We start from the raw sequence: 22,751 nt of genomic DNA on the forward strand, positions 1-22,751 counted from the left end.
CAAACTATCTAAGGAGGTTGCCCTTGGCCGTTTCACGCAGCGTGAGAATCGCCAGCAAGGCACACACCGCAGCACCCGCCATGAAATAGCCCGGTACCAGTAGGTTGCCGGTCTTGGTGATAATCGAGGTGACCACGTAGGGAGTGATCCCGCCGCCCAGGATGGCGCCCAGGTTGATGCTGATCGCCATGGCCGTGTAGCGCACGCGTGTCGGAAATTGCTCGGCGTAAGTGGGGTAGCCCACCGATTGCACGATGGGCATGGGCAAGGTGGCGACAAACATCGCCAGTGCGGCGATCCAGAGGCTGCCGCTGTCCATCAGGATCATCATGGGAATTACCAGAATGGCGTAACCCAAAAAGCCGATGCTCAGCGCCTTCCGGCGACCGATACGGTCTGACAAGCCACCCCAGAAGGGCATCATCGCCGCCATGCACAGGCTGATCACCGCAATCACCCAGTAGACTTTGGATTTGTCGAAGTGCAGGTAGGTCGTGAGGTAGATGTTCATGAACACCATCCCGATGAAGTAGCCCGCATTCTGCGCAGACGCGAAGACGATGACCCGCAGCAGTGCCGGCAGGTTTTTGCTGAACACTTCTTTGACTGGTGCTACCGGTGGCTTTTCCTTCTCAAGAAAGGCTTTGAATTCCGGCGTTTCCTCGACGTTGTGCCGCATGTAAAACGAGAACATCACCAGCGGGATGGACAGGAAGAACGGAATACGCCAGCCCCATGCCTGCAGTTGCTCGGCACTGAGCAGTCCGGTGGTGATACCGCAGACAATCGCGCCGGTGGCGCCACCCACGGCAACGCCCAGCGGTGTGAATGAACCAAAGAAGCCGCGTCGGCCGTTGGGAGATGACTCCGCCACGAACGCTGCGGCGCCTACCACTTCGCCGCCGGCAAAGAAGCCTTGGGACAGTCGCAACAGCACCAGCAGGATCGGCGCGGCCAGGCCGATCTGGGCAGTGGTCGGAAGCACCCCTATGAGAGCGGTGGCGGTACCCATGCCGATCACGGTGCTGAGCAGCACTCGACGTCGGCCGACGCGGTCGGCAAGGCGGCCGAGCAGCACGCCGCCGATCGGGCGGATGACAAAGGCGATACCGAACACCGCCAATGTGGCGAGGAGGGCGGCGGCGGGGTTGTCACCGGGAAAGAACAGTGGCGCGATGATGGTCGCCATATAGCCGTAGATACTGAACTCATAGTATTCAACGGCGGTGCCGGTGGCCGACGCCATGGCTGCGCGCTTGGCAATGACGGCCGACTGCGTTGTGCCGCCGGTGGCGTGTGCCTCGATGTCGAGGTGCGGCGAGTGCGTATTTTCAGAGAGAACACGAGACATAAATACCTTCCACTCTGGCCAGTGGCCAAACGAGTTAAGTGGCAGATAGGCCTGCCTTGAAAGTGACGTCCTGAAAACCGACAGTGCACAGTTCATCCGGGCATTCAGGCGCCCAAATGCATCCGCTATTGACTGTTCAGCTCTCAGACGAGGTTTTAAGCTCGGCAGTTAAAACGGAGGGGTTGATTCGCTAGGCATGGCTGTGTCCTTTTTATTATGAGTAAACGTTCTAGGTGTCACTCAAGTACGCGCACGCGCGGGCTTTTGAAGGGTGATGCCTTCTTTGAGCAGGGCTTGCCTGATCGCACTCGCGAACGCTGCAGCGCCGGGCTGGTCGCCGTGCAGGCAAAGTGTGTGTGCCGTCACCGGTACCCAGGTCCCTTGGGCGGTACGTACCTCGCCTGAATGCAGCATGTTCATGACTTGATCAATGGCCTCGTGGAGGTTTTCGATCATTGCGCCAGGCTGGCTGCGGGGCGTCAGTGTGCCGTCCCCCTGGTAGCGGCGGTCGGCAAACACTTCCTGTGCCACGGTCAAGCCACAGGCTTGGGCGGCGGTGACCAAGGCGCTTCCTGACAAGCCGAAAAGAATCAGGCTCGGATCAATGTCTTTGACTGCCCGGCAGATCGCATCGGCAGTGGGGCGATGCACCGCCGCGAAGTTGTAAAGCGCACCATGGGGTTTGACGTGGCGCAGTTCGACCTTGGCCGCTTTGGTAAAGCCCAGCAAGGCGCCGACTTGGTAAACGATGAGTTCGTACACTTCGTCCTCGGACAGCGTCATCATTCGGCGACCGAAACCTTGCAGGTCGTCAAAGCCAGGATGGGCGCCAACGGCCACGCCGAACTTCGCGGCCAATGCGACGGTCGCTCGCATTGAGCGCGAATCTCCAGCGTGAAACCCGCAGGCGATATTGGCCGAGGTGAGGTGGGGAAGAATCGCCGCGTCGTCGCCCGCACGATATACGCTGAAGCCTTCGCCAAGGTCGCTGTTGAAATCTATTTCAGGCATTGAAGGCCTCCATCGTGTTGAGCGTGCGAGCGCGGGTTAGCAGCAAGGCTTCAGCAGCACTCAACGCTATAAGAGAGAATCGCAACGTATCGCCGGGCAACAACTGCGCGAGCCGGGGTAGATCGACGCTGGCTACCTGGGCAATCCGTGGGTAACCACCGGTCGTTTGGCGGTCGGCCATCAAGATCAGCGGCTTGCCGCTGGGAGGCACCTGGACGGTGCCGAACGTGACACTTTCCGATAGCATTTCTTTGGGTGAAGACAGCTTCAGTGGCGTGCCGTCGAGCCGGTAGCCCATGCGGTCCGAGTCACCGGTGAGGGTGTAGTCATGGTTTATGAAGTGCTCCCGAGACTGCGCAGAAAAGTCCTTCCATTCCCGCCCCGCGATCACTCTGATCGGTTCGCAGGCACCCGCTTCATACAGTCCAAAGTTGCAGCGTGGGCTGAGGCGAGGCGGGTTGGCAAACGATGAGCGGATGGGGATCAAATCCCCGGCTTGCAGCGCGCGGCCGTGCAGCCCGCCGAACCCGCCGCGGGAATATGTGCTGGTGCTGTTCATCAGCGGTTGCAGCAAAAAGCCGCCCGCTACCGCGAGGTAACTGCGGGCGCCCTGTCGGCGTTTGCCGAAACTCAAGGTACCGCCGGGAGACACCAGGGCGGCCACTCCGGGCTTGAGGGGGACAGCATCGAGCTCGGCGCCAAGGTCCGCACCGGCGAGCGCGATCACGGCTTTGGCCTGAAAATGCAGCGTCGGGCCCTGCAGGGTCATTTCCAGCGTGCTGAAAGTACGAGGATTGCCCACCAGCAGGTTGCACAGGGCATGTGCATCCTCATCCATCACGCCGGTCACGGGCACGCCCCAATGCTGGAACCCATTCCGCCCGGTGTCCTGGAAGGTTGAGAACATGCCGGGTTTGATTACCTTGATGGTCACTTCGTGTTCTCCCGAGCCAACAGATCAAATTCATGGCGGGTAATGGGGACAAACCGAATCTGGTCGCCGCCCTGTAAAAGACACGGCGGGTCACTCACGGGGCAAAACATGGTCAGGGGTGTACGTCCTATGAGGTTCCAGCCGCCGGGAAGATCAGCTGGATAAATCACACTTTGTCGGTTGGCGATGCCGATGCTGCCTTGCTTGACCCGCGTGCGCGGTGTCGCGCGACGCGGCAGCGACAGGGCGCTGTCGTGCATGCCGATATAGGGATGGCCTGGTGCGAAACCGACCATCAACACATCCAGCCAATCGGCTGTGTGAGCAGCGATAACCTCGTGGGTGGTCAGGCCGCAGGCCTGCGCGATGTCTTCAAGATCCGGGGCGTATTCCGGGTCGTAGCACACGGGAATATCGAGGCGGGTGCCGAGCGTTGCGCCCGTACTGTGCGAGTCCTTGAGACGCTCGGTCAGCAGTGTGCAGACCGATTCATAAGGCGACACGCCGGGGAACAGGCCGGCAATTGACTCAGGAGCGTAATGAACGCCGACGGTCACCATCGCAGAGACAACATCGGTGACACCCGGCAATTGGCCTTGCGCGGCCAGGGTGCGTAATTGGCTGCCGACCGAGGCGGCCTGGCGGTTGAGGTCACTGGAAAATACGCTGCCAAATATCAGGATCACGCAGCGATCACCGCACGGCTCAAACTGCCATTTAACGGTGGCGAGGGACGCCATTGGCGGCTCATCCAACATGCAACTGAGGTCGGACATCGGGTTCTCTATCCTCATGCGGCAGGCGAAGCATCGGCCAGGCGCGTGCAGCGAGACAGAGAAAGCACGGGCTTTCACAGGTATCCGGCGCAACACAGCAAGGCTTCACGGCTTGATAGTGCGCCGTCGCTCTAATGGCGACGGTCGCTGGAACTACGTATTACTTGGCGAACAGCTGGCTCATGTCCTTGAACGCCTTGAACTCCAACGCATTGCCACAAGGATCGAACAGGAACATGGTGGCCTGCTCGCCGACCTGGCCCTGGAAGCGGATGTAGGGTTCGATCACAAACTTGGTCTCACGCGCTCTCAAACGTTCGGCCAGGGCCTCCCATTGCGCCCACTCCAGGATGATGCCGAAGTGCGGAACCGGTACATCGTGGCCGTCGACCGGGTTGCTGTGCACGCTTTCCTGCGAAGCCGTCTTGGGGTGCTCGTGGATAACCAATTGATGGCCGTAGAAATCGAAGTCGACCCACTGATCGCTCGAGCGACCTTCGGAAAGACCGAACACCTCACCGTAGAAGTGACGGGTGGCGGCCAGATCGTAGACGGGAATTGCCAGATGGAAAGGAGAGAGGCTCACGGTGATTTCCTATTGATTTGTTTTGATCTGAATCAATTCTTGTCCGGAAACACGGTGAGGAAAAGCGCAAATTCTGTGTTCTGAGCACGAATAATTTCGATGATTGATTCGCTCATGCAGGCTTTTGCACCATTGTCGTTCGCGCTGCCCCGTGTTGGTTCGTATAGAGGCTGAAAACGTGCGGTAACGTGATTGATTCCAGAGGTGGCATGGGTCGCAAAGGCTTCACACCGCATCAAGGACGCAAGTCCGGAAGATGTTGAACAGCGGTGAATGCTTTTGCCGATACTTTGAGACCAGCACGATTTCCCGGAAGAACGTGAGTGTGCGCAACTCCAGCACCCTGACATCCTCCGCATGCTCGAGCCATAGACCCGCTTTGGGTACCAGCGAAACGCCGAGCCCACTGCGGACCATTTTCACAATGGCATCCAGTTCATCCAACTCCAGTGCCTGCTGCACATGGATTTTTTGCTGCTTGAGAAACTGGGTGACCAGCCGCCCGCCAAACGAGCCTCGGTCATACCGCACAAAGGGCTGTTCCGCCAGAATCGCCAGCGGGTCGTCACCCACCACCTCCTTGGAGGTGATCAATACGAAAGCCTCGCGCGCGATGACCTCGGCATGCAGATCCTTGGGCAGGGAAAACGGCGGTCTGATCATGATGGCCAGGTCCAACTCCCCGGCGTCCACCTGGCTGAGCAGGTTCAACGACACACCCGGCACAAGGTGGGTCTCGATGAAAGGCGCCTGTGATTTCAAGGCCACCAGCGCCTGCGGCAGGATCCCGGTCTGGACCGTGCCGATCGCGCCGATTCGCAGTGCGCCGTGGAAGTCATTGCCACTGTCTGCGGTGCCCATACGCCCGAAAAGCCGCAGAATTTCTTCAGCCAAAGGTATGGCACGTTCGCCAGCTGAATTAAGCGTGGCTGAGCGCCCGGTGCGATCAAACAGTTTGACGCCCAGGGTGTCTTCGAGACTCTTGATCTGCGCGCTGACGGCGGACTGCGTCAGCCCAACCTGCTGGCCGGCTGCTGCGAACGTGCCCCGCTGCGTAACGCAGATAAATGTCTTCAACTCTCGGATCATGTTGCACCTGGGTTGGTTATTGGAAGTTGGCGCAGAAGCTCGTCTGGTTCGCTGTGTGTATTGTTGAGTACTTTTTGCAGGCGCTCAACGAACACGCGCACTCGGTGCGGAACCTGTTGGCGTGTCGGCAGCATCGCCGTGATCGACAGCTGCTCGGGCAGCCCATCCTCAAGGTTCACCCTTACGAGTGAGCCTTCTGCAAGCTCATTGCGGATATCCCAATAGGTCAGCATGGCCAGCCCCAGACCTTGTTTGCTCGCGGTGCGCACGGCCTCGACACTGTTGGCGGAAAACGCGCCCTGAGCTCGAATGGCCACGGCGTTCTCGCCTTGGGTGAACGGCCAGTAGGGCATGCCGTGCAGGGCGATGCACTGATGATGGTTGAGGTCATCCAGCCTCGAGGGTGTGCCCCATTGCGCCAGGTAGGCCGGGCTCGCGCAGACCACGCGTGGGTTGGACGCCAGGTTGGTAGCCACCAGAGTCGAGTCGCGTAACGTGGCGATGCGAATGGCCACATCAATGCCGAGCCCGGCGATGTCGATGATGCTGTCCGATAACGTCAGGTCGACCTTGAGCGTTGGGTTGTCAGCCAACAGGGCTGGCAGCAGCGGCATGATGACGGTCTGGCCAAAGACGGTGGGCGCGGTAACCCTCAATGTGCCGCTGGCACTGCCCGCACTGGTTTTCAACGTAGCCCGCGCAGCCTGGTTCGCCTCGAGCATGGTCTTGGCGTAAGGCAGGTACATTTCGCCTTCCGGCGTGAGTGCGACGGCGCGCGTGGTGCGGTGTACCAGGCGCACGCCCAGCTCTTTTTCCAGGGCCGCCAAGCGCCGTGAGACGGTCATCGCTGACAACCCAAGCCGTCGCGCGGCCTCGGACAAGCTGCTGCTGACGGCGACGTTGGCGAACACCTCTATCTCGGGAATCTGCATGGCTATAACCGTTTGCGTTAAGGCGCCTTATTGCAAGCGTGCGCTTCTAATGAGCGATTGCCCGACTTATCGTCGTGGCTGGAATAAGTGAGGGCAAAACATGACAGCATTAAACCCGCGCATTGTAACTCCATTCGATATGGGCGCTCTTAAACTGAAAAATCGCATGGCGCTTGCACCCATGACGCGCGTCAGTGCGAGCGAGAGCGGCAATGCCACACCTGCAATGGCCCGATATTACGAGCGTTTTGCCCATGGCGGCTTTGGCCTGGTCATCACCGAAGGGATCTATACCGATCGACAGTATGCCCAAGGCTACCTGAACCAGCCCGGCATCACCGACAGCGAACAGGCGCAGGCCTGGCGCGCGGTGGTCGAGGCGATTCATCGTCATGAAAGCGCGGCAATCGCGCAGATCATGCACGCCGGCGCGTTGAGCCAGGCGAATCGTTTTGTCGATCAGTCTGCCGGGCCTTCGGCCATTCGCCCGAAAGGTGAGCAGATGAAGTTCTATCACGGCGCAGGCGCGTACCGGGTCCCCCGGGCCATGAGTGATGAAGCTATCGCGGATGCCATCGAGGGGTTTGCCCAGGCGGCTGAGCGGGCTGTTGAAATCGCAGGTTTCGATGGGGTCGAAATTCATGGCGCCAATGGCTATTTGCTCGATCAGTTCATGACGGACTACTCCAATCAACGCGATGACCGATGGGGCGGTGATGTTCGCCAGCGCTTGAGCCTGACGCTTGAGGTCATCGCCGCGGTGAAAAAGGTGGTCGGGCACTCGCCGGTGGGTGTGCGTATTTCCCAAGGCAAGGTCAATGATTTTGAGCACACGTGGGCGGGTGGGGCGGTCGATGCGCAGGCGATCTTCGGCAGCTTGAGTGACGCGGGGGTCGACTTCATCCATGTGACGGAACATCAAGCCTGGCAGCCGGCTTTCATCGGTAACGAGGCAAGCCTGGTCACGCTGGCTCGCCGTTATGCGCCCGATGTCGCGTTGATCGCCAATGGCGGGGTGCAGGATGCGCCCACCGTTGAACGAACCCTGCAGGCGGGTGCAGATATTATTGCTGTCGGTAAGGCTGCCCTGGCCAATCCGGACCTGGTACAGCGATTGATCGAGGGGCGTGCCCCGGAGCCCTTCGAGCCATCGCTTCTTGCACCGATTGCCCACATCAAGGACAGCGAGTTGAATCAGGCGCAGTGAGTTACAGATCGGCGAGTGGTTCGCTACTATGTAGGTCAACCACCGCCATCCGATCCAAGCCTGTGGAGCACCGAATGCCAAGCCAGAAGGACGTCGCCGCCGAAAGCGGCGCGCCGATGATTCCTGAACAGCGTCGCGAATTGATCTTGCGTCAGTTGCGCAAACAGCATGTGCTGAGTGTCCACCAGTTGATGGAGATGTTCGACTGCTCGCACATGACCGTGCGCCGTGATATTGCGCTGCTTGAGCAGGACGGCCTGGCTTACTCGGTAACGGGCGGTGTACGCATTGCCAGCCAGCTTCACAGTGAGCCGAGCCACCAGGTCAAGGCCGTGGTCGAGTTGCCGCAGAAGCAAGCGATGGCCAAACTTGCGGCGCGTCTGCTGCTGGCGGACATGACTATTTATCTGGATGCCGGCACCAGCACGCTGGAGATCGTGCCCTATATCAAGTTGCTCAGTGGCATGACCGTGGTGACCAATGACTTCGGCGTGGTGCAGGCGTTGATGGATGCGCCGCACGTAACGGTGATCCATACCGGTGGGCAGTTGGACCATTCCAATCATTCGTGCGTCGGCGGCCTGGCGGTGGCGACACTGCGTCAGGTGGTGACGGATATTGCTTTTATCTCGACCAGTTCCTGGGACCTGCGGCGCGGCATCACCACACCGTCGGCGCTGAAGGTGGAGGTCAAGCAGGTGGCCATGCAATCGGCGTCGCAAGCGGTGCTGGTGGCCAGTAGCTCCAAGTACGGCACGTTCAGCATGTACAAGATCGCCGGGCTGGAGCAGTTCGATGTGATCATCAGTGATGACGCGCTGGCGTCTGCGGCGGCGGACGGGATTCGCAAGCAAGGGGTCGAATTGATGTTGCCGTCCGACCCCCAGCCAGCCTAACGCGCCTTTTCCGTCTCTTGCATAAATTGCCCCAGCTCCTTGCGGTAAAACTTCGCCATGCTCGTGGTGCCATGGCCACGGGTGTCTGCACTGGCGGGGATCAGTAACAGCCGTGCCTGCTTGAGTTCTTTCATCGAAGCTTCCAGTCGCCCAGTTTCCGGTGGATTGCGCTCATCGTCCGCCGAGTTGATGACTAACATCGGCGCCTGGATTTTGCTCAGGCCGAGGGCGGCGTTGTAGTCGGCGGAGGATTGCCATTGGTAGATGAGGTCATTGGCGTCGGCGGTTTGCGCGGCATTCAGGCGCTCATCCACCAGTTTGTCGGCCAGCGCCCGGGTGGGTGCAGCCGCCTGATAGGCGAGGGTGCCGCCGCTGGTGCCGACGCTGAACATCGCGTTGGCCAAGCGCAGGGACGGCGGTTGTGCGCTGTAGCTACCGTTGTTCCAGGCCGGGTCTTGCTTGATCGACTCCACCAGCAAACGCCGCATCATCCAGTTGCGTGATGACATCTCGGTGGGTTGGGACGCCATGGGCACCAGCGCGTCCATCATCTGCGGCCAGGTCTGGCCCCACATCCAGGTTTGCATGCCGCCCATGGAGTTGCCGATGATCAGCCGCAGGTGCTTGATCCCCAGGCCTTCGGTCACCAGCCGATACTGGGCTTGAACCAGGTCGGTGTAGTTGTACGCGGGAAACTGTGCGCGCAGGCCGTCGGAGGGCTTACTGGATTGGCCCACGCCAATGCCGTCGGTGGAAATGATGTAGTACTTGCTCGCGTCCAGCGGCTGCCCGGGGCCGAACAGTTCGCCGCCAAAATCCTTGCTCAGCACATCACTGCCAGGCCGGTAGGTGCCGTGCAGATAGAGGATGGCGGGGTTTTTGGGGTTGCCGAGGGTGATGTAGTGCAGTGTGAGGTTGGCGAGTTTTTCACCGGTGTGAAAGGTGAACTGCGGGGCGATCCAATCGCCCTCGGTCGCGGCCGGTAACGACGCGGCGCTGACGGCCGAGCTGATAAACGCTAGCGACAGCAACAGCCCGAGCGCGGGGCGTGCAGCGAATTTATGCATGGTCCTATCCTGTTATTTTTGTTTTAGGAACCCCTGCGTTTCAAGGCGTGCAGGGGGCAGATCACTCAGCGCACTTTCCAGTCGCGCAACCATTGCAGCCCGGCTGATGTACCGTTTTTTGGGCGGTATTCGCAACCGACCCAGCCGTCGTAACCCAACTCGTCAATCAGCTCGAACAGGTAGGTGTAGTTCAGCTCCCCGAGGTTCGGCTCGTGCCGGTCGGGCACGCCTGCAATCTGAATATGGCCAATGCCGTCGATGTCGCGAAGCAACTTGACGGCTAGATCACCTTCGACGATCTGGCAGTGATAGCAATCGAACTGCACCTTCAAATTGCTTGCACCGACCTCCTTGCAGATCGCGTGAGCCTGGTCTTGCCGGTTGAGGAAAAACCCCGGCATGTCGCGGGTGTTGATCGGCTCCAGCAACACCGTCACGCCAGCCTGATGCGCTTGGGCCGTCGCGTAAGCCAGGTTCTCCAGGTACACGGCGTGATGGCGCGCCCGGTGCTGCTCCGAGGGCAGCAGGCCGGCCATCACATGGATGCGTGTATTGCCCAGCACGGCGGCGTATTCCAGTGCTTGGTCAAAGCCCGCGCGAAATTCGCTTTCGCGGCCCGGTAGGGTGGCAATGCCGCGTTCGCCCGCCGCCCAGTCGCCGGGCGGCGCGTTGAACAGGGCTTGTACCAGGCCGTTGTCGCTCAGGTGCTGTTTGAGCACCTGGGCGCTGTGCTCGTACGGAAACAGATACTCCACGGCATCAAAACCATCGGCCGCGGCCGCTGCGAAGCGCTCCAGAAACGCGTATTCGGGGTAAAGCATGCTCAGGTTGGCAGCAAAGCGGGGCATAGGAACTCCTGGTCGGAAACGATCAGACAAAAGGCCAGATCAACAGGGTTATAAGGAAGCCGAGCGTGCCGAGCAGGGTGGTGATCACTGTCCAGGTGCGCAGACCGTCTGCCACGTTGAGGCCAGCCAGCTTGGTGAAAATCCAGTAGCCGGCGTCGTTGATGTGCGACATCGCCAGCCCGCCACCGCCCATGGCCAGGCACAGCAGCGCCATATGGTTGGGCGTGAGGTTAAGCGTGGCGATCAACGGGCTGATGATGCCGGCGGTGGTCACCAGGGCCACGGTGGTGGAGCCTTGCACGGCGCGCAGCAACATGGTCAGCAAAAAGCCCAGGGCCAGCACCGGCAGCCCGGTGGTACGCAGCAGGTCGGAAACCACCGCGCCGATGCCGGTGTCCACCAGCACCTTGCCGAATACGCCACCGGCGCCGGCAATCAGAATCACCATGGCCACACCCGGCAGCGCCGAGCCGATCACATCGGAGACCTGGGTACGGCTCCAGCCGCGGCGGGAGCCGAGCAGCCAGGCACACAGCAAGGTATCGAGCAGCAGCGCCACCAGGGGCGCACCGAGCACGGTCATGATGCCGCGCAGCGTGGATTCGACCGGCAACAATGACGTCGCCAGGGTACCCAGCAGGATCAATACGATGGGCAGCAGGATCAGGCTGACGATCAAGCCGAAACCCGGCGCAGGGGCGGGCGGCAGCTTGGCCACGATGCTGCTGGTGGACGCCTCCAGGCCCATGTGCGAGACCGTTTCTGCACCGTGTTGCGCCTCCTGGGGTTTACCATCTTGCCAGGCGCGCAGGTCGTCGTTGGTGACGTGCGGGCCGTAGACTTCGGCGCGGATATCATCGGACATCGGGTAGAAGCGACGCGTCATGCGCCCCGCTACGCGATAGCCGACGTAGCACAGGAAGGCCGTGAGTGGCAGCCCGAACATCAGCACCCGACCCAGGTCGGCGCCCAATTGACTGGCGGCGGCGACCGCCCCCGGGTGCGGTGGCAGAAATGCATGCACGGTGAGCAGTGCCGCGCACATCGGCAGGGCAAACATCAGCAGTGGTTTACGCGCGCGACGCGCCACGCCGTAAGCCAGCGGCATGAGGATAATCACCCCCACTTCGAAGAACACCGGCACACCGATGATGAAACCGGCAATCGTCAAGGCCAGGGGCGTGCGTCGATTGCCGAAGCGCTCGATCAGGGTCTTGGCCAGCGCCTCGGCACCGCCCGACAACTCAATGATGCGGCCGATCATCGCGCCCAGCGCGATGATGATCGCAATGTGGCCGAGGGTCTTGCCCATGCCGCCTTCAATGGTGGCGACCAGATCGGCCGGTTTAACCCCCGCGATCAAGGCCACCATGATGCTAACCAGCATCAGCGCCACAAACGGTTGGAATTTGTATTTCAGTACCAGGAACAACAGCAAGGCTATGCCCAGGCCTGCGGTCGCCATCAGGATAAGCGGGCTCATGAGCGCGACCCTTCATGGCGAACGCAGGGCGTTTTTTTGTGGCTGCAAACGTCAACACGAAACTCGATAGTGGTCATGCTGGAAGGTCCTGTTGTTTTTATTGTTAAGGGGTTGCAGGGTGAAACCGGCGCCTACCAGTGGGCGCCGAAAACGCTTTTAAGCTCGGCCAGGGCTGCGGCATCCAGCGGCGCCGGACGCGGGTTGCTCATCAGCCACAGGCGTGCGGTTTCTTCGAGTTCTTCGAGGGCGTAACTGGCCTTGGAGACTGAGCTTTCCCAGACCACCGGGCCCAGGCGTTCGAGCATCACGCCGCGCACACTGTTGGCGAGGCGCGCGACCTGGTCCGCCACATCGGGCGCGCCGGGGCGTTGGTAGTTGATCAACGGGATGTGCCCGACCTTCATCACCTGGTACGGCGTCAGGGGGGGCAGGATGTCATCCTGACGCCACACACCGGCAAGCGTCAGGGCCACCAAATGCGTGGAATGGGTATGCACCACGCCACCCACGCCAGGGTTGCGATCGTAGACCTGGCGATGCAGGGCCAGGGTTTTCGACGGTTTGTCGCCGGACACCCATTTGCCGGTCAGGTCGACCTTGGCGATCAACGCGGGGTCAAGGCGGCCCAGGCACGCATCCGTTGGCGTAATCAGCCAGCCGTCATCCAGGCGCGCGCTGATGTTACCGGCGCTGCCGACGGTGTAGCCACGCTGATAAAGGCTGTGGCCGACGGTGCAGATCTCTTCGCGCAGGGCGTTTTCGTTGCTCATTGCGCGGCTCCCGCCAGTTGCTTGAGGGCCTTGTCGAAAAAGTCCCGGCCGCCGAAATTGCCCGACTTGAGGGCCAGCGCCAGCGGCTCGGCCGTGTTGCTCAGGGTCGCGGGAACGCCAGGATCAATCTGCGCGCCAATCTGCAGCAGGTGCACGCCAAGGGCGGTGACTACGGCGCCAGAGGTTTCACCGCCAGCGACCACGAAGCGTCTTACGCCGCCCTGGCGCAGGGCTTGGGCGATTTCTCCCAGGGCGTTCTCGACCAGCTCGCCCGCGCGCTCGGCGCCCAGTTGCTCTTGCACCGCCCTGAGTTCATGCGGCGGGCTGGTGGCATAGATCAGCACGGTGTGAGGGTTACCCAGGGCGAACGCCACGGCATCCGCCACCACCGGCTCGCCTGCCGCCAGGGCTAAAGGGTCGATGCGCAGCGCCGGTCGCCCGGCTTCGATCCACGCAGCCACCTGACCGTTGGTGGCAATCGAGGCACTGCCTGCCAGCACCACTTCGCCCCCGGGTACGGTTGGTAACGAGGCGGGGTCAAAGTCGCGAAGTTTGCCGGCGCGGCGGAAGTTGTCAGGAAGACCCAGGGCCAGGCCAGAACCGCCGGTCAGCAGGGGCAAATCACTGCAGGCGTTGCCGAGGGTGTGGAGGTCTTGATCGCTGAGAGCATCCGCGATGGCCATTCCGATGCCTTGGGCGCGCAGCTCAGCGATTCGCTCGCGCACTTTTGGCACGCCTTGGGCGATGGTGTCGTAGCGCAGCAGGCCCACCTTTTGTGCGGTTTGTGATTGCAGTACGCGGACCAGGTTGGCGTCGGTCATGGCGGTCAGCGGGTGGTGCTGCATGCCTGACTCATTGAGCAGTTGGTCTTGTACAAACAAATGCCCGCGAAAAATGGTCCGGCCATTTTCCGGAAATGCCGGGCAGGCCAGGGTGAAATCACTGTCCAGCGCATTGAGCAGGGCCTCGCTGACTTGGCCGATATTGCCGGCAGCCGTCGAGTCGAAGGTGGAGCAGTACTTGAAGAAAATCTGTTCGCACCCTTGTGCGCGCAGCCACTCAAGGGCCGCCAGCGAATCGGCCACCGCCTGTGCCGACGGGACGGTACGCGACTTCAGCGCGATCACGATCGCATCGGCATCCAGCGTCGCAGCGACTTCATCGCTGGGAATGCCGATGCTTTGCACAGTACGCATGCCGCCGCGTACCAGCATATTTGCCAGGTCTGTGGCACCGGTGAAGTCGTCGGCGATGCAGCCCAGCAAGGGCCGTGCGCTAGGTGGGTTCATGGGCAATCCTTATTCGGTTTTGGTCTTGGCAGTCGGGAGCTCAATGCCAGGGAAAATCTTGATCACCGCAGAATCGTCCTCACGCCCGAACCCGGCACTGGACGCCTGCATGAACATCTGGTGAGCGGTAGCTGACAGTGGCAACGGAAACTTGCTGGCCCGTGCGGTATCCAGCACCAGGCCCAGGTCCTTGACGAAAATATCCACGGCCGACAGCGGCGTGTAGTCAGCCTTGAGAATGTGTGGCACGCGGTTTTCGAACATCCAGGAATTGCCCGCGCTGTGGGTGATCACCTCATAGAGTGCATCGGCCTCGACGCCTTCACGCAGCCCCAGCGCCATGGCTTCTGCAGCAGCGGCGATGTGCACGCCGGCCAGCAGTTGGTTGATGATTTTCACCTTCGAGCCCAGGCCATGGACATCGCCCAGTCGATAGACCTTGCCCGCCATGCCCGCGAGCACGTCGTCAGCTTTTGCATAAGCCTCGGCTGGGCCGGAGGTCATCATGGTCATCTCACCAGCCGCCGCTTTGGCTGCGCCACCGGAGATGGGTGCATCCAGGTACAGCAACCCCGCATTGATCAAACGCTGGCCCAGGTCTACCGCGTAGGTAGGGGCCACCGTGGCGCAACCAATCACCAGGCTTGCAGGGCGCAATGCGGCGACAGCGCCACGCTCACCGAACAGTACCGTCTCGGTTTGTTCGGCATTGACCACGACAGTGATGATCACATTGCATGCGGCCGCCATCTCGGCAGGCGAGCTGCAGGCCATGCCACCTTCGCTGGCGAACTGCTGCGTAACGGTTTCACGCACATCACAGGCATACACGTTGAAGCCGCTGCGCAACAGCGAGCGGGCAATACCCAGCCCCATTGCGCCCAAGCCGATAACACCAACGTTCTTGTTATTCATGGAGGCTCCGTACAGAGGCTGCGGGTACGTGGGCGCCACAGAGGCGCAGGCCATCGTCCAGATACAGGGAGGGGGAGGGAAGCATCTTCGGGGAGGAGCGGATCATCGTTGCCATCCTGTTTTGTTTTTTTTCAGGGTTCAGGCGGGTTGAACAGATAATCCACCAATGATCAGATTATGTGAAGTTATTTTTTGATTTAACAATATTTAACATTGGTTGGCTCCTCACACGCAGGGCAACTGCAAAATGAGCACGGCTTTTAGCGGTGCTCACTCAGGGGTAATGGTTCAGGGTTAACGCGGGTAAATGCGGGCCGAGCACGCGAGCCTGAGATGCTGCAGGTCTCAAGCTGGCTCGATTGGGTGATGAACAACGCAAGCCGGCAAAAGACTTATCGGCCGACCGGGCCGCTTATCTGCGAGGGCGTCTGACGCTTGAACGTTTTTTTGCTAGCATGCGTCGCATTATGAAGAAACCCGCCCATGACATGCGCCAGCACATCATTGATGTCGCCAGGTTGCTGATGACTCAGAAAGGTTACACCGCCGTTGGTCTTAGCGAGTTGCTCGCGGCCGCGGGTGTACCGAAAGGGTCGTTCTACCACTACTTCCGTTCCAAGGAAGAATTTGGCCAAGCACTGCTTGAAGAGTACTTTGAGGAGTACCTCGCCAGAGTCGATTTGCAGTTGGCGAGCGAGGGCTCCGGCGCTGAACGTCTGTTGAGCTATCTACGCTATTGGTCCGAGACACAGGCGTTTGATCACACCGATCAAAAATGCCTGGTGGTCAAATTGGGTGCGGAAGTGTGTGATCTGTCCGAAAACATGCGCGGTGTGCTTGAAAAGGGGACGGCCCTTATCATCGAACGAATGATCCGGTGTGTTGAGCAGGGTAAAGCCGATGGCTCCATCAGTGCGCCCGCTGACTCATCCATATTGGCTGAAGCGCTTTACCAGATGTGGCTGGGCGCCTCGTTGCTGGTCAAGGTCAACAGAACACGCGCGCCTTTTGACGCCGCGCTGGATATGAGCCGACGCTTGTTGGCTTAGTCTTTGTTGGCAGGCCTGGTCATGCTGCTCGATGCCTGAGGGCAATCGCGCGCAACACGCTCGATAGCCTCGTTGACCGGCGTGCTGCCTTGGGTCAGTTCGATGATGACGCGATTCACACAGGGCTGTTCGATGATCTGCAACAAGGCTGTGGCGACATCGTCGCGTGGTACGTCACCATAGGGGATGGCCAGACCGGCGTGGACTTTGCCAGTGCCCGGCGAGTCCAGCAACGTGCCCGGGCGCAGGATGACCCAGTCGAGATCGGTTGCGGCCAAGTGCACGTCGGCGCGCTTTTTTACCGCCATATAATTTTCGAAGGTCTCGGAAACCGATTTTCCACGCGCTGCTTCTGGAAATGCCGACACCAAAATGAAGCGCCGGATACCCGCCAACTGAGCCGCGGCGACAGACAGCTCCAGGCCGTGACCGTCGATCGCATCCGTCATCTGCGCGCCGCCTTTGCCGCCGGCACCCGCCGCGAAGACCACGGCGTCACTGCCCGCCATCAGCTTGGCCAGAGATTCTTTATCGAGGTCAAGCAAGTTGCCGACAACGGGGCTGGCGCCGAGCGCTTTGAGCCCCTCGGCTTGTTGCGCATGCCTGTACAACGAACGTGGCTGATGGCCTCGTTCTGCCAACTGATGAGCGAGGCTTCGGGCCACTTTACCCGAACCACCGACGATAAAAACTGAGTGCATAGCTCCTCCAGATCAGGCGATGTTTCAACAATGGCCCGCTCTGGCGAACCTGCAAACGCTCTTGGCGAATGCACGCGGTGGGACATTCTATATTGACCGCTACATAAATTGTCAAGCGCGCGAGAAATGACCCCGGGCACCTTGGGTATTTTGCATCAGGGCTTCGCAGGGACCGGCGTTCCATCTCTTACCCGCCTGCTCGGCGCTCTTGGGCCAACAAAAGCCTGTGGGCGTGGTGCTTGTCAATAACGTGGAGCGTTTCCCGTCACGCTGAGAGGGAAGGGCTCAACATCGCCACAGCTGTTGCGCCGATGCCCTGCAGATCTTCCCGGCTGGCAGCGTCATGTGCCTGCAGGGACATGCCTTCAAGCAATGTATTGAGGGTGGCGGCGAGCAGGCGGGTGTTGGTGTGCGGTTTGAGCTGACCTTGCTCCACCGCGCGATCCAGACGCTGCTGTAAGTAGTCGCGGCCTTCCTGGCGCAAGGCCCTGAGGACGCCAGTAACTTCGCCAGCATCGTCGGAGACATTGACAGCCGCGAGGACCACCATGCATCCGCACGGGGCGTCGGGTTCGGTCAGGATCGAGGCCGAAGTGTGGAAGAAGTCGCTGATGGCACGCACGATGTCCGGTTCGGTGTCCATACGTTCCCACGTGGCATCCCAGAATGTCGCCTCGTAGTAGGCAACCGCTTCGAGAAACAACTTGGCCTTGTTGCCGAACGCCGCATACAGGCTGGGAGGGCTGATGTTCATGGCGGAACACAATTGCGCCACAGAAGCCGGCTCATAGCCACGCTTCCAAAACACTGCCAACGCATGCAGCAGAGCCTGGTTGCGATCGAATGCGCGCGGGCGTCCTTTTGCGCGAGGTACAGAGTGTGGGGCGGAGTGGGTCATCGAATGCAGCACCTTGGGGCGTATCGCCAGGCGAGCAGGCCTGGAAGAGAAGTTCTGCCCAATAATACACAAAATGAAATTTTCGGCTGCGCAGCGTGATTTTGATTAGCAGGCAAGAAGGAGGTTCATGGGCTCAATTTTGTCAGGTGTCTTTGTTCACCGTTGGTCGTAGAGCGTAACGTTATTCTAAAATTTACTAGACGACCGGTCTATTGATAACTAGGGTGGCCGCATTGATGACGAAGATCGGCAAGCGTGACGACGCTTTTGAAACTCCCTGACGTTGGCGAGACGACTGTTGTCATACCTATTTTTATTAAATCTATAGACGACCGGTCTATTTAATTGAGGTCCCTCATGACAGATAACACCACACGTACTGACCTATTCACCCCCATCAACCTGGGCGCGATGCAACTCGCCAACCGTATTTTGATGGCCCCGGTAACCCGTAGCCGCTACGCCGAAGATGGCATCCCCAATGAGCTGCACGCCGAGTATTACGCTCAGCGCGCCACGGCGGGCCTGATCGTTGCCGAAGCCACTAATATTTCCGCACAAGGTCGCGGTTACGCGGCCACCCCCGGTATCTGGAGCGAAGCGCAGGTTGCTGGCTGGAAGAAGGTCACAGACGCCGTGCATGCCGCCGGCGGCAAGATCGTCAGCCAGCTATGGCATGTGGGGCGGTTCTCCAGTGTTGAGCTGCAACCCGACGGTGCCGCACCGGTCGCGCCTTCCGCGATCAAGGCTGAAGGCGACACCTATACCACCAACGGCTTCGTCCCGGTGTCGATGCCACGGGCCCTTGAAACCGATGAGATCCCGGGGATCATCGAGCAGTACAAACGTGCTGCCGAGAATGCCAAACGCGCGGGTTTTGACGGGGTAGAGGTTCACTCGGCCAACAGCTACCTGCTGGACCAGTTCCTGCGGGACTCGACCAACCATCGCACCGACCCGTACGGCGGTTCCATCGAGAACCGTGCGCGTCTGACCCTGGAAGTGACCGACGCAATCGTCAAGATCTGGGGCAACGACCGTGTCGGCATCCGCCTGTCGCCGGTCACGCCCGACGCCGGCAACACGCCGCCCGACAGCAACGTGATGGCGATGTACGGCTACCTGATCCAGCAGTTGAACGCCTTCGATCTGGCTTACCTGCACTTCGTCGAAGGCGCTACCGCCACCTCGCGAGAAGTGCCGGAAGGCGTCGACATGGACGCATTGAGCGCGCAGTTCAACGGACCCTTCATCGGCAACAACAACTACGACCTGGACATGGCCATTGAGCGCCGCGCCCAAGGCAAGATAGACGCCGTTGCGTTTGGTCGCCTGTTTATCTCCAACCCGGACCTGGTCGAGCGCCTGCGTCGTGGGGCTGAACTGACCATCGCACCGCGCGAGTCGTATTACGGCGGCGGCGCCAAGGGCTACACCGACTGGCCGGTCGGCAATTACTGATCCCTGAAGATCCGCGATAACTCCAACAACTGCCTGCACAGACGGGCAGTCACATATGAGAGGAACGCCCATGAACCATCTGCAGAACAAAACCGCGATCATCACTGGCGCATCGTCCGGCCTGGGGGCTGCATCGACACGTGCCTTGTCCGAGAAAGGCGTTCGAATTGTCGCAGCAGCCTTGGACCAGCAAGGCCTGGATGCCATCGTCAGTGAGCTCAAAGGCAAGGGCGGTGAGGCAGTCGGTCGCGTCAGCGACGTGACAAACCCTGAGGATATGAAAGCGCTCGCGCAATTGGCCCAGGACTCTTTCGGTTCGGTGGATATCCTGATCAACAACGCCGGCTTGATGCTGTTTTCCAACTGGGTCGACCTGGCCACCGATGATTGGGAAAAGATGATCAACGTGAACATCAAAGGCTACCTGCATGGTATCGCTGCGGTGTTGCCGTTCATGCTGGAACAGAAGTCCGGCCAGATCCTGAATATGGACTCGGTCGCCGGTCACCAGGTCGGACCTGCTGCGGGTATCTACAGCGCCACCAAGTTCTTCGTACAGGCCATGACGGAGTCGATGCGCAAAGAGCTGGGCGTGCAGCACGGCATCCGTGTCAACACGGTCAGCCCGGGTGTGATCAACACCGGCTGGGCCGATAAAGTCACCGATCCGGCAGGCCGTAAAGCGGCTCAAGAGCTGAATAAAATCGCGATCTCGCCGGACGATATCGGTCGCGCAGTGGTGTATGCACTGAATCAGCCTGAAAACGTCACCGTCAACGACCTGATCATTTCGCCGACCCGTCAGGATTGGTAAGTCATAACCGTTGAAATCACCCCGCCCAGGCACCGACGCAACGCCGTGTGCCTGGGCGCTACAGGATCCGGCGCCGGGGCCGTGGTTGATCAGCCGAAGGGCTTTTTTCAAGCGGCACTGCGGCAATGTCGTCTCGCATCATCACGCCAGAAAAATCAAATCCCGCATCCATTGCTGGAGCGGGGGTAGGGCACACGGTTCAGGCGAGTGGGTCAGGGAGCAACGTGGGTGTGGTAGATCTTGCTGATGACGGTCCACTTTCCATCAACCTTCAGCAGGTTGAAAAAATCGGTGAAGCAGAAGCCAGAGATGTCATTGGTATCGATACGTGCGCTGGCAGCGGTGCCCACGATATCGACGTTGACGATGGCGCCTCTGGCTTGCGGGGATGGGCGGAAGGCGCTGTCGATGATGTCGAACAGACCCTGAATCGGGCCTCCAGTCAACTTGCCATCGCCATCTACACCAAAGAGGGTGGCCTGCTCGCTGAAGGCAGGCTTCATCACGCTGCTTTTGGCTTGCTTGCCGCCTTCGTTGTAAAGGTTCAGCACAGCGATGATGGCGTTGTAGTCTTCGACGTAGGTTGGCTTGCTCATGGTGATACTCCTATTTAAATAGCGGTCGCTACATATTTCTCCATTCTATAGTGGTCACTACGGTTTGTGTCAAGGCACAGGCTGTGGGTTTGTCAGGCGCTGCGATGGATAAACACTGACCCGCTTGAACGTGGCGGACGACAAACGTGTCTGCACGTAGGTCAGGGCTGGCGTTGTTGGCGTGCAGGTCAGGATTGACAGTTCAAGTAAGTCGATCTTCAAATCCAGCGTGCCGCACAGCGACACTACGCCGGTTTCCTGCGAAGCAGCGATCGCTGTCGATTGCAGTGAAAGCCCACTTTCCACAGCACAGATGTCGGTGAACCCGGACACCTCCATCGACCCTGCGGAGCCTGACAGCTTGCCAGTCACGCGGCCAAGGCGGCCTTGGCTCTGCGCCTGCACAGTCAGCGTCAGCACCGTTCCATCCGTGGTCACCCAATCGCCGGTCAATGGGTTATCGGTCTTTGGCTGAAGGACGCGGTCTGCGTCCAGAGGGTGCGTCACGCCGGAGCTGCTCCGACGATAGCGCAGCTTGTCGACGTAGGTACCCTGTTGCGCCAATCCCGGAAAGTCACTGCTGGCCACCAGCAGGTGCGAGAGTTCCAGCACCTCTTCATGTTCCACAAGGCTGATTTGGCCACAGAGGCCGGATGTCCAGTTCCAACTGGGGTCCGCCGGTTCTTTACCCAAGGAATGCCATTCAACGGCGAGTGCGACGGGCTGCCCTTGATTCGACGTCGCCGCAGCGCTTGACTGGTAGCCGGTGACGGCGTACTTGCCGGTGGACCCGGTGGACGATTGATAAACCCCTGAAATCCGGTTACCCGTGACGGTCAGCGTCATGACTGACCCATAGTCATTTTTCCAGGTGCCTTCTACAGACGTCGAACGCAGCGGTTGAACGGTGGGAGCAGGAAGGGTGACCTTGCCGGTCGCCACTGCGCGTGGGCTCGCAATAAAACCACGCGAAGAAGATCGCGTGATGATCTGCGGCCCGTCCGGCCGGTTGAACAACCAGATGCCCACCGGGGCCAACGCGTACACCTCATGCCCGCATTTCACCACCTGGTATTCATACACGGTATAGCAGTGCTCCATGACCAGCGAGCCGACCAGCACCAGGTCCGGCAATCCCAACGGCGCAAACTGTGGCAGCGTCCTGCCCTTGTCGGGGCCTTCTTCGATCAGCACGTTGTACAACTCGGCACCCAGGGTGATTTCACCTTCGGCAAATTCCAGCACTACCTGAGGACGTCCTCCTCGGGCAATCCGCGCCAGGGTTTGCTGCATGATGCGGTCATCCCCCTTGAACTGCGACGAGCCAGAATCCAGGGCGAACGTGACGTCGGTGGCCAGCGCTTCGCCGCCCACCGAATAGGACTTCAGGTCAGCGGACCAGATGTATTCCACGCCAGGCACTTTGCTGTATACCGACCACGGCAGAAACACATGTGGCCCGTGGGTTTTGCCGTCATCGACCGCGCCCAGTTGGCAGGTACCCTCTCGATCAGTTGCGTTCCAATCGAAGGCTGCGTAGGGATGGGCCGGGTCGAGCTGTCCGCTGCGCAACAGCGCCTGAAACAGGAACGAGCTGCGGCCCTCGACATAAGCGCTGCTGCACGGCAGGCCAATACCGCCATCCCAGTCCAGCTGCTTGAACGATGCACCGCCATAGCTCGCCGCGAGGAAGAGCTTCATTGGCAGCATAGCCCCGCTAGGGGTGCTCAGTACGTCCGAGGCAGATTCAATCTGCATGGTGCCCCAGGGGCCAAAACTGTAGGGGCGTTGCAAGCAATCGGTGAAGGTAAAGCTGCTCGACGCCTGATAGTCGAACCGACCTGTGCCAAAGTGCGCGCATTGATCGGGCGGGCAGAGCGTCGACGTCACCCAGGTGATATTGGTCCCGCTGTCGATGGCCAGCTTTAACGGCTGCCCCGGTGTGCCCAGCGCGATGGTCGAGTACCACGGTGTGGCGCCGTTATTCTGGAAGGGGCCGCGCTGCATTGGAAATACCAGCCCTTTGCCCGGTAAATAGGTGTTCATGATGAATTCCGTTTCTAAAGTGAGCGCTCTAT

Annotated in this window: 22 protein-coding genes; 5 read left to right on the forward strand and 17 right to left on the reverse strand. The window is 60.1% G+C overall.

Features of this window, described 5'->3' with window-relative positions:
- Positions 1–4: 4 nt before the first annotated feature.
- From TU75_RS10280 to TU75_RS10310, 7 genes are all read right to left on the reverse strand, one after another.
- Positions 5–1,351 carry an MFS transporter gene (locus TU75_RS10280; RefSeq protein ID WP_141719184.1) on the reverse strand — a complete coding sequence of 449 codons (1,347 nt, stop codon included), beginning with the start codon at positions 1,349–1,351 and terminating at the stop codon, positions 5–7.
- A gap of 240 nt (positions 1,352–1,591) precedes the next feature.
- Complete coding sequence (locus TU75_RS10285; protein ID WP_060548862.1) at positions 1,592–2,362, reverse strand: LamB/YcsF family protein; 771 nt, start codon at positions 2,360–2,362, stop codon at positions 1,592–1,594.
- Positions 2,355–3,296 (reverse strand): 5-oxoprolinase subunit C family protein, encoded by a 942-nt coding sequence (locus tag TU75_RS10290; RefSeq protein ID WP_060548863.1) that lies wholly within the window; start codon positions 3,294–3,296, stop codon positions 2,355–2,357. The genes TU75_RS10285 and TU75_RS10290 overlap by 8 nt, the downstream gene beginning before the upstream one ends.
- Positions 3,293–4,072, reverse strand: a complete 780-nt coding sequence (locus TU75_RS10295) for a 5-oxoprolinase subunit B family protein (RefSeq protein ID WP_060548864.1) — start codon at positions 4,070–4,072, stop codon at positions 3,293–3,295. The genes TU75_RS10290 and TU75_RS10295 overlap by 4 nt, the downstream gene beginning before the upstream one ends.
- A gap of 160 nt (positions 4,073–4,232) precedes the next feature.
- Positions 4,233–4,658 carry a VOC family protein gene (locus TU75_RS10300; protein ID WP_003235773.1) on the reverse strand — a complete coding sequence of 142 codons (426 nt, stop codon included), beginning with the start codon at positions 4,656–4,658 and terminating at the stop codon, positions 4,233–4,235.
- Positions 4,659–4,883: 225 nt separating this feature from the next.
- Positions 4,884–5,747 (reverse strand): LysR family transcriptional regulator, encoded by an 864-nt coding sequence (locus tag TU75_RS10305; RefSeq protein ID WP_003235771.1) that lies wholly within the window; start codon positions 5,745–5,747, stop codon positions 4,884–4,886.
- Positions 5,744–6,679 (reverse strand): LysR family transcriptional regulator, encoded by a 936-nt coding sequence (locus tag TU75_RS10310; RefSeq protein ID WP_060548865.1) that lies wholly within the window; start codon positions 6,677–6,679, stop codon positions 5,744–5,746. Before TU75_RS10310 ends, TU75_RS10305 begins: the two co-directional genes overlap by 4 nt.
- A gap of 100 nt (positions 6,680–6,779) precedes the next feature.
- Between TU75_RS10310 and TU75_RS10315 the strand changes: the two genes are divergently transcribed.
- Entirely contained in the window at positions 6,780–7,886 is a 1,107-nt protein-coding gene (locus TU75_RS10315; RefSeq protein WP_003235767.1) for an oxidoreductase, read from the forward strand.
- 74 nt (positions 7,887–7,960) lie between these two features.
- Positions 7,961–8,782 (forward strand): DeoR/GlpR family DNA-binding transcription regulator, encoded by an 822-nt coding sequence (locus TU75_RS10320; protein WP_003235765.1) that lies wholly within the window; start codon positions 7,961–7,963, stop codon positions 8,780–8,782.
- On the opposite strand, the gene TU75_RS10325 is transcribed toward TU75_RS10320, so the two are convergent.
- The 6 genes from TU75_RS10325 to ltnD all read right to left on the reverse strand — a co-directional run bounded on the left by TU75_RS10325 (position 8,779) and on the right by ltnD (position 15,208).
- On the reverse strand, positions 8,779–9,849 hold the full coding sequence (locus TU75_RS10325; RefSeq protein ID WP_060548866.1) for an alpha/beta fold hydrolase: 1,071 nt from the start codon (positions 9,847–9,849) through the stop codon (positions 8,779–8,781). The two genes, TU75_RS10320 and TU75_RS10325, sit on opposite strands and share 4 nt — an antisense overlap.
- Positions 9,850–9,914: 65 nt before the next feature.
- Complete coding sequence (gene otnI / locus TU75_RS10330) at positions 9,915–10,697, reverse strand: 2-oxo-tetronate isomerase (RefSeq protein WP_060548867.1); 783 nt, start codon at positions 10,695–10,697, stop codon at positions 9,915–9,917.
- Between the two features lie 22 nt (positions 10,698–10,719).
- Entirely contained in the window at positions 10,720–12,180 is a 1,461-nt protein-coding gene (locus TU75_RS10335; protein ID WP_060548868.1) for a GntT/GntP/DsdX family permease, read from the reverse strand.
- A 131-nt stretch (positions 12,181–12,311) separates the two neighbouring features.
- Positions 12,312–12,950, reverse strand: coding sequence for a 3-oxo-tetronate 4-phosphate decarboxylase (gene otnC / locus TU75_RS10340; protein ID WP_003235757.1), 639 nt, complete (start codon positions 12,948–12,950; stop codon positions 12,312–12,314).
- Positions 12,947–14,239, reverse strand: coding sequence for a 3-oxo-tetronate kinase (gene otnK / locus TU75_RS10345; RefSeq protein WP_060548869.1), 1,293 nt, complete (start codon positions 14,237–14,239; stop codon positions 12,947–12,949). The genes otnC and otnK overlap by 4 nt, the downstream gene beginning before the upstream one ends.
- Before the next feature lie 9 nt (positions 14,240–14,248).
- On the reverse strand, positions 14,249–15,208 hold the full coding sequence (ltnD, locus tag TU75_RS10350; protein ID WP_080627551.1) for an L-threonate dehydrogenase: 960 nt from the start codon (positions 15,206–15,208) through the stop codon (positions 14,249–14,251).
- A 413-nt stretch (positions 15,209–15,621) separates the two neighbouring features.
- On the opposite strand from ltnD, the gene TU75_RS10355 reads away from it, so the two are divergent.
- Positions 15,622–16,203, forward strand: coding sequence for a TetR/AcrR family transcriptional regulator (locus TU75_RS10355; RefSeq protein ID WP_060548870.1), 582 nt, complete (start codon positions 15,622–15,624; stop codon positions 16,201–16,203).
- Here the strand turns inward: TU75_RS10355 and TU75_RS10360 are convergent.
- Positions 16,200–16,904 (reverse strand): SDR family oxidoreductase, encoded by a 705-nt coding sequence (locus TU75_RS10360; protein ID WP_003235749.1) that lies wholly within the window; start codon positions 16,902–16,904, stop codon positions 16,200–16,202. The genes TU75_RS10355 and TU75_RS10360 overlap by 4 nt on opposite strands.
- A gap of 265 nt (positions 16,905–17,169) precedes the next feature.
- Positions 17,170–17,802 carry a TetR/AcrR family transcriptional regulator gene (locus TU75_RS10365; RefSeq protein WP_060548871.1) on the reverse strand — a complete coding sequence of 211 codons (633 nt, stop codon included), beginning with the start codon at positions 17,800–17,802 and terminating at the stop codon, positions 17,170–17,172.
- Between the two features lie 357 nt (positions 17,803–18,159).
- Between TU75_RS10365 and TU75_RS10370 the strand changes: the two genes are divergently transcribed.
- The gene (locus TU75_RS10370) at positions 18,160–19,263 is read left to right on the forward strand and encodes an alkene reductase (protein ID WP_003235744.1); all 1,104 of its coding nucleotides are present in this window, start codon (positions 18,160–18,162) and stop codon (positions 19,261–19,263) included.
- A gap of 70 nt (positions 19,264–19,333) precedes the next feature.
- Complete coding sequence (locus TU75_RS10375; RefSeq protein ID WP_060548872.1) at positions 19,334–20,077, forward strand: SDR family oxidoreductase; 744 nt, start codon at positions 19,334–19,336, stop codon at positions 20,075–20,077.
- 212 nt (positions 20,078–20,289) lie between these two features.
- Here TU75_RS10375 and TU75_RS10380 read toward each other — a convergent pair whose 3' ends face one another.
- Together TU75_RS10380 and TU75_RS10385 are read right to left on the reverse strand one after the other, a co-directional pair.
- Complete coding sequence (locus tag TU75_RS10380; RefSeq protein WP_003235740.1) at positions 20,290–20,673, reverse strand: nuclear transport factor 2 family protein; 384 nt, start codon at positions 20,671–20,673, stop codon at positions 20,290–20,292.
- A 69-nt stretch (positions 20,674–20,742) separates the two neighbouring features.
- Positions 20,743–22,719: an avidin/streptavidin family protein gene (locus TU75_RS10385; protein ID WP_060548873.1), complete on the reverse strand. Its 1,977-nt coding sequence runs from the start codon at positions 22,717–22,719 to the stop codon at positions 20,743–20,745.
- Positions 22,720–22,751: the final 32 nt, after the last annotated feature.

The organism is Pseudomonas poae, from assembly GCF_001439785.1.
GTDB classification, from domain to species: Bacteria; Pseudomonadota; Gammaproteobacteria; order Pseudomonadales; family Pseudomonadaceae; genus Aquipseudomonas; species Aquipseudomonas poae.

Bases quoted from the DNA above. Each gene is read 5' to 3' on its own strand.
- TU75_RS10280 (WP_141719184.1), bottom strand. From the start codon at position 1,351: ATGTCTCGTGTTCTCTCTGAAAATACGCACTCGCCGCACCTCGACATC.
- TU75_RS10285 (WP_060548862.1), bottom strand. From the start codon at position 2,362: ATGCCTGAAATAGATTTCAACAGCGACCTTGGCGAAGGCTTCAGCGTA.
- TU75_RS10295 (WP_060548864.1), bottom strand. From the start codon at position 4,072: ATGTCCGACCTCAGTTGCATGTTGGATGAGCCGCCAATGGCGTCCCTC.
- TU75_RS10305 (WP_003235771.1), bottom strand. From the start codon at position 5,747: ATGATCCGAGAGTTGAAGACATTTATCTGCGTTACGCAGCGGGGCACG.
- TU75_RS10310 (WP_060548865.1), bottom strand. From the start codon at position 6,679: ATGCAGATTCCCGAGATAGAGGTGTTCGCCAACGTCGCCGTCAGCAGC.
- TU75_RS10315 (WP_003235767.1), top strand. From the start codon at position 6,780: ATGACAGCATTAAACCCGCGCATTGTAACTCCATTCGATATGGGCGCT.
- TU75_RS10320 (WP_003235765.1), top strand. From the start codon at position 7,961: ATGCCAAGCCAGAAGGACGTCGCCGCCGAAAGCGGCGCGCCGATGATT.
- TU75_RS10325 (WP_060548866.1), bottom strand. From the start codon at position 9,849: ATGCATAAATTCGCTGCACGCCCCGCGCTCGGGCTGTTGCTGTCGCTA.
- otnI (WP_060548867.1), bottom strand. From the start codon at position 10,697: ATGCCCCGCTTTGCTGCCAACCTGAGCATGCTTTACCCCGAATACGCG.
- TU75_RS10335 (WP_060548868.1), bottom strand. From the start codon at position 12,180: ATGAGCCCGCTTATCCTGATGGCGACCGCAGGCCTGGGCATAGCCTTG.
- otnC (WP_003235757.1), bottom strand. From the start codon at position 12,950: ATGAGCAACGAAAACGCCCTGCGCGAAGAGATCTGCACCGTCGGCCAC.
- otnK (WP_060548869.1), bottom strand. From the start codon at position 14,239: ATGAACCCACCTAGCGCACGGCCCTTGCTGGGCTGCATCGCCGACGAC.
- ltnD (WP_080627551.1), bottom strand. From the start codon at position 15,208: ATGGCCTGCGCCTCTGTGGCGCCCACGTACCCGCAGCCTCTGTACGGA.
- TU75_RS10355 (WP_060548870.1), top strand. From the start codon at position 15,622: ATGAAGAAACCCGCCCATGACATGCGCCAGCACATCATTGATGTCGCC.
- TU75_RS10360 (WP_003235749.1), bottom strand. From the start codon at position 16,904: ATGCACTCAGTTTTTATCGTCGGTGGTTCGGGTAAAGTGGCCCGAAGC.
- TU75_RS10365 (WP_060548871.1), bottom strand. From the start codon at position 17,802: ATGACCCACTCCGCCCCACACTCTGTACCTCGCGCAAAAGGACGCCCG.
- TU75_RS10370 (WP_003235744.1), top strand. From the start codon at position 18,160: ATGACAGATAACACCACACGTACTGACCTATTCACCCCCATCAACCTG.
- TU75_RS10375 (WP_060548872.1), top strand. From the start codon at position 19,334: ATGAACCATCTGCAGAACAAAACCGCGATCATCACTGGCGCATCGTCC.
- TU75_RS10380 (WP_003235740.1), bottom strand. From the start codon at position 20,673: ATGAGCAAGCCAACCTACGTCGAAGACTACAACGCCATCATCGCTGTG.
- TU75_RS10385 (WP_060548873.1), bottom strand. From the start codon at position 22,719: ATGAACACCTATTTACCGGGCAAAGGGCTGGTATTTCCAATGCAGCGC.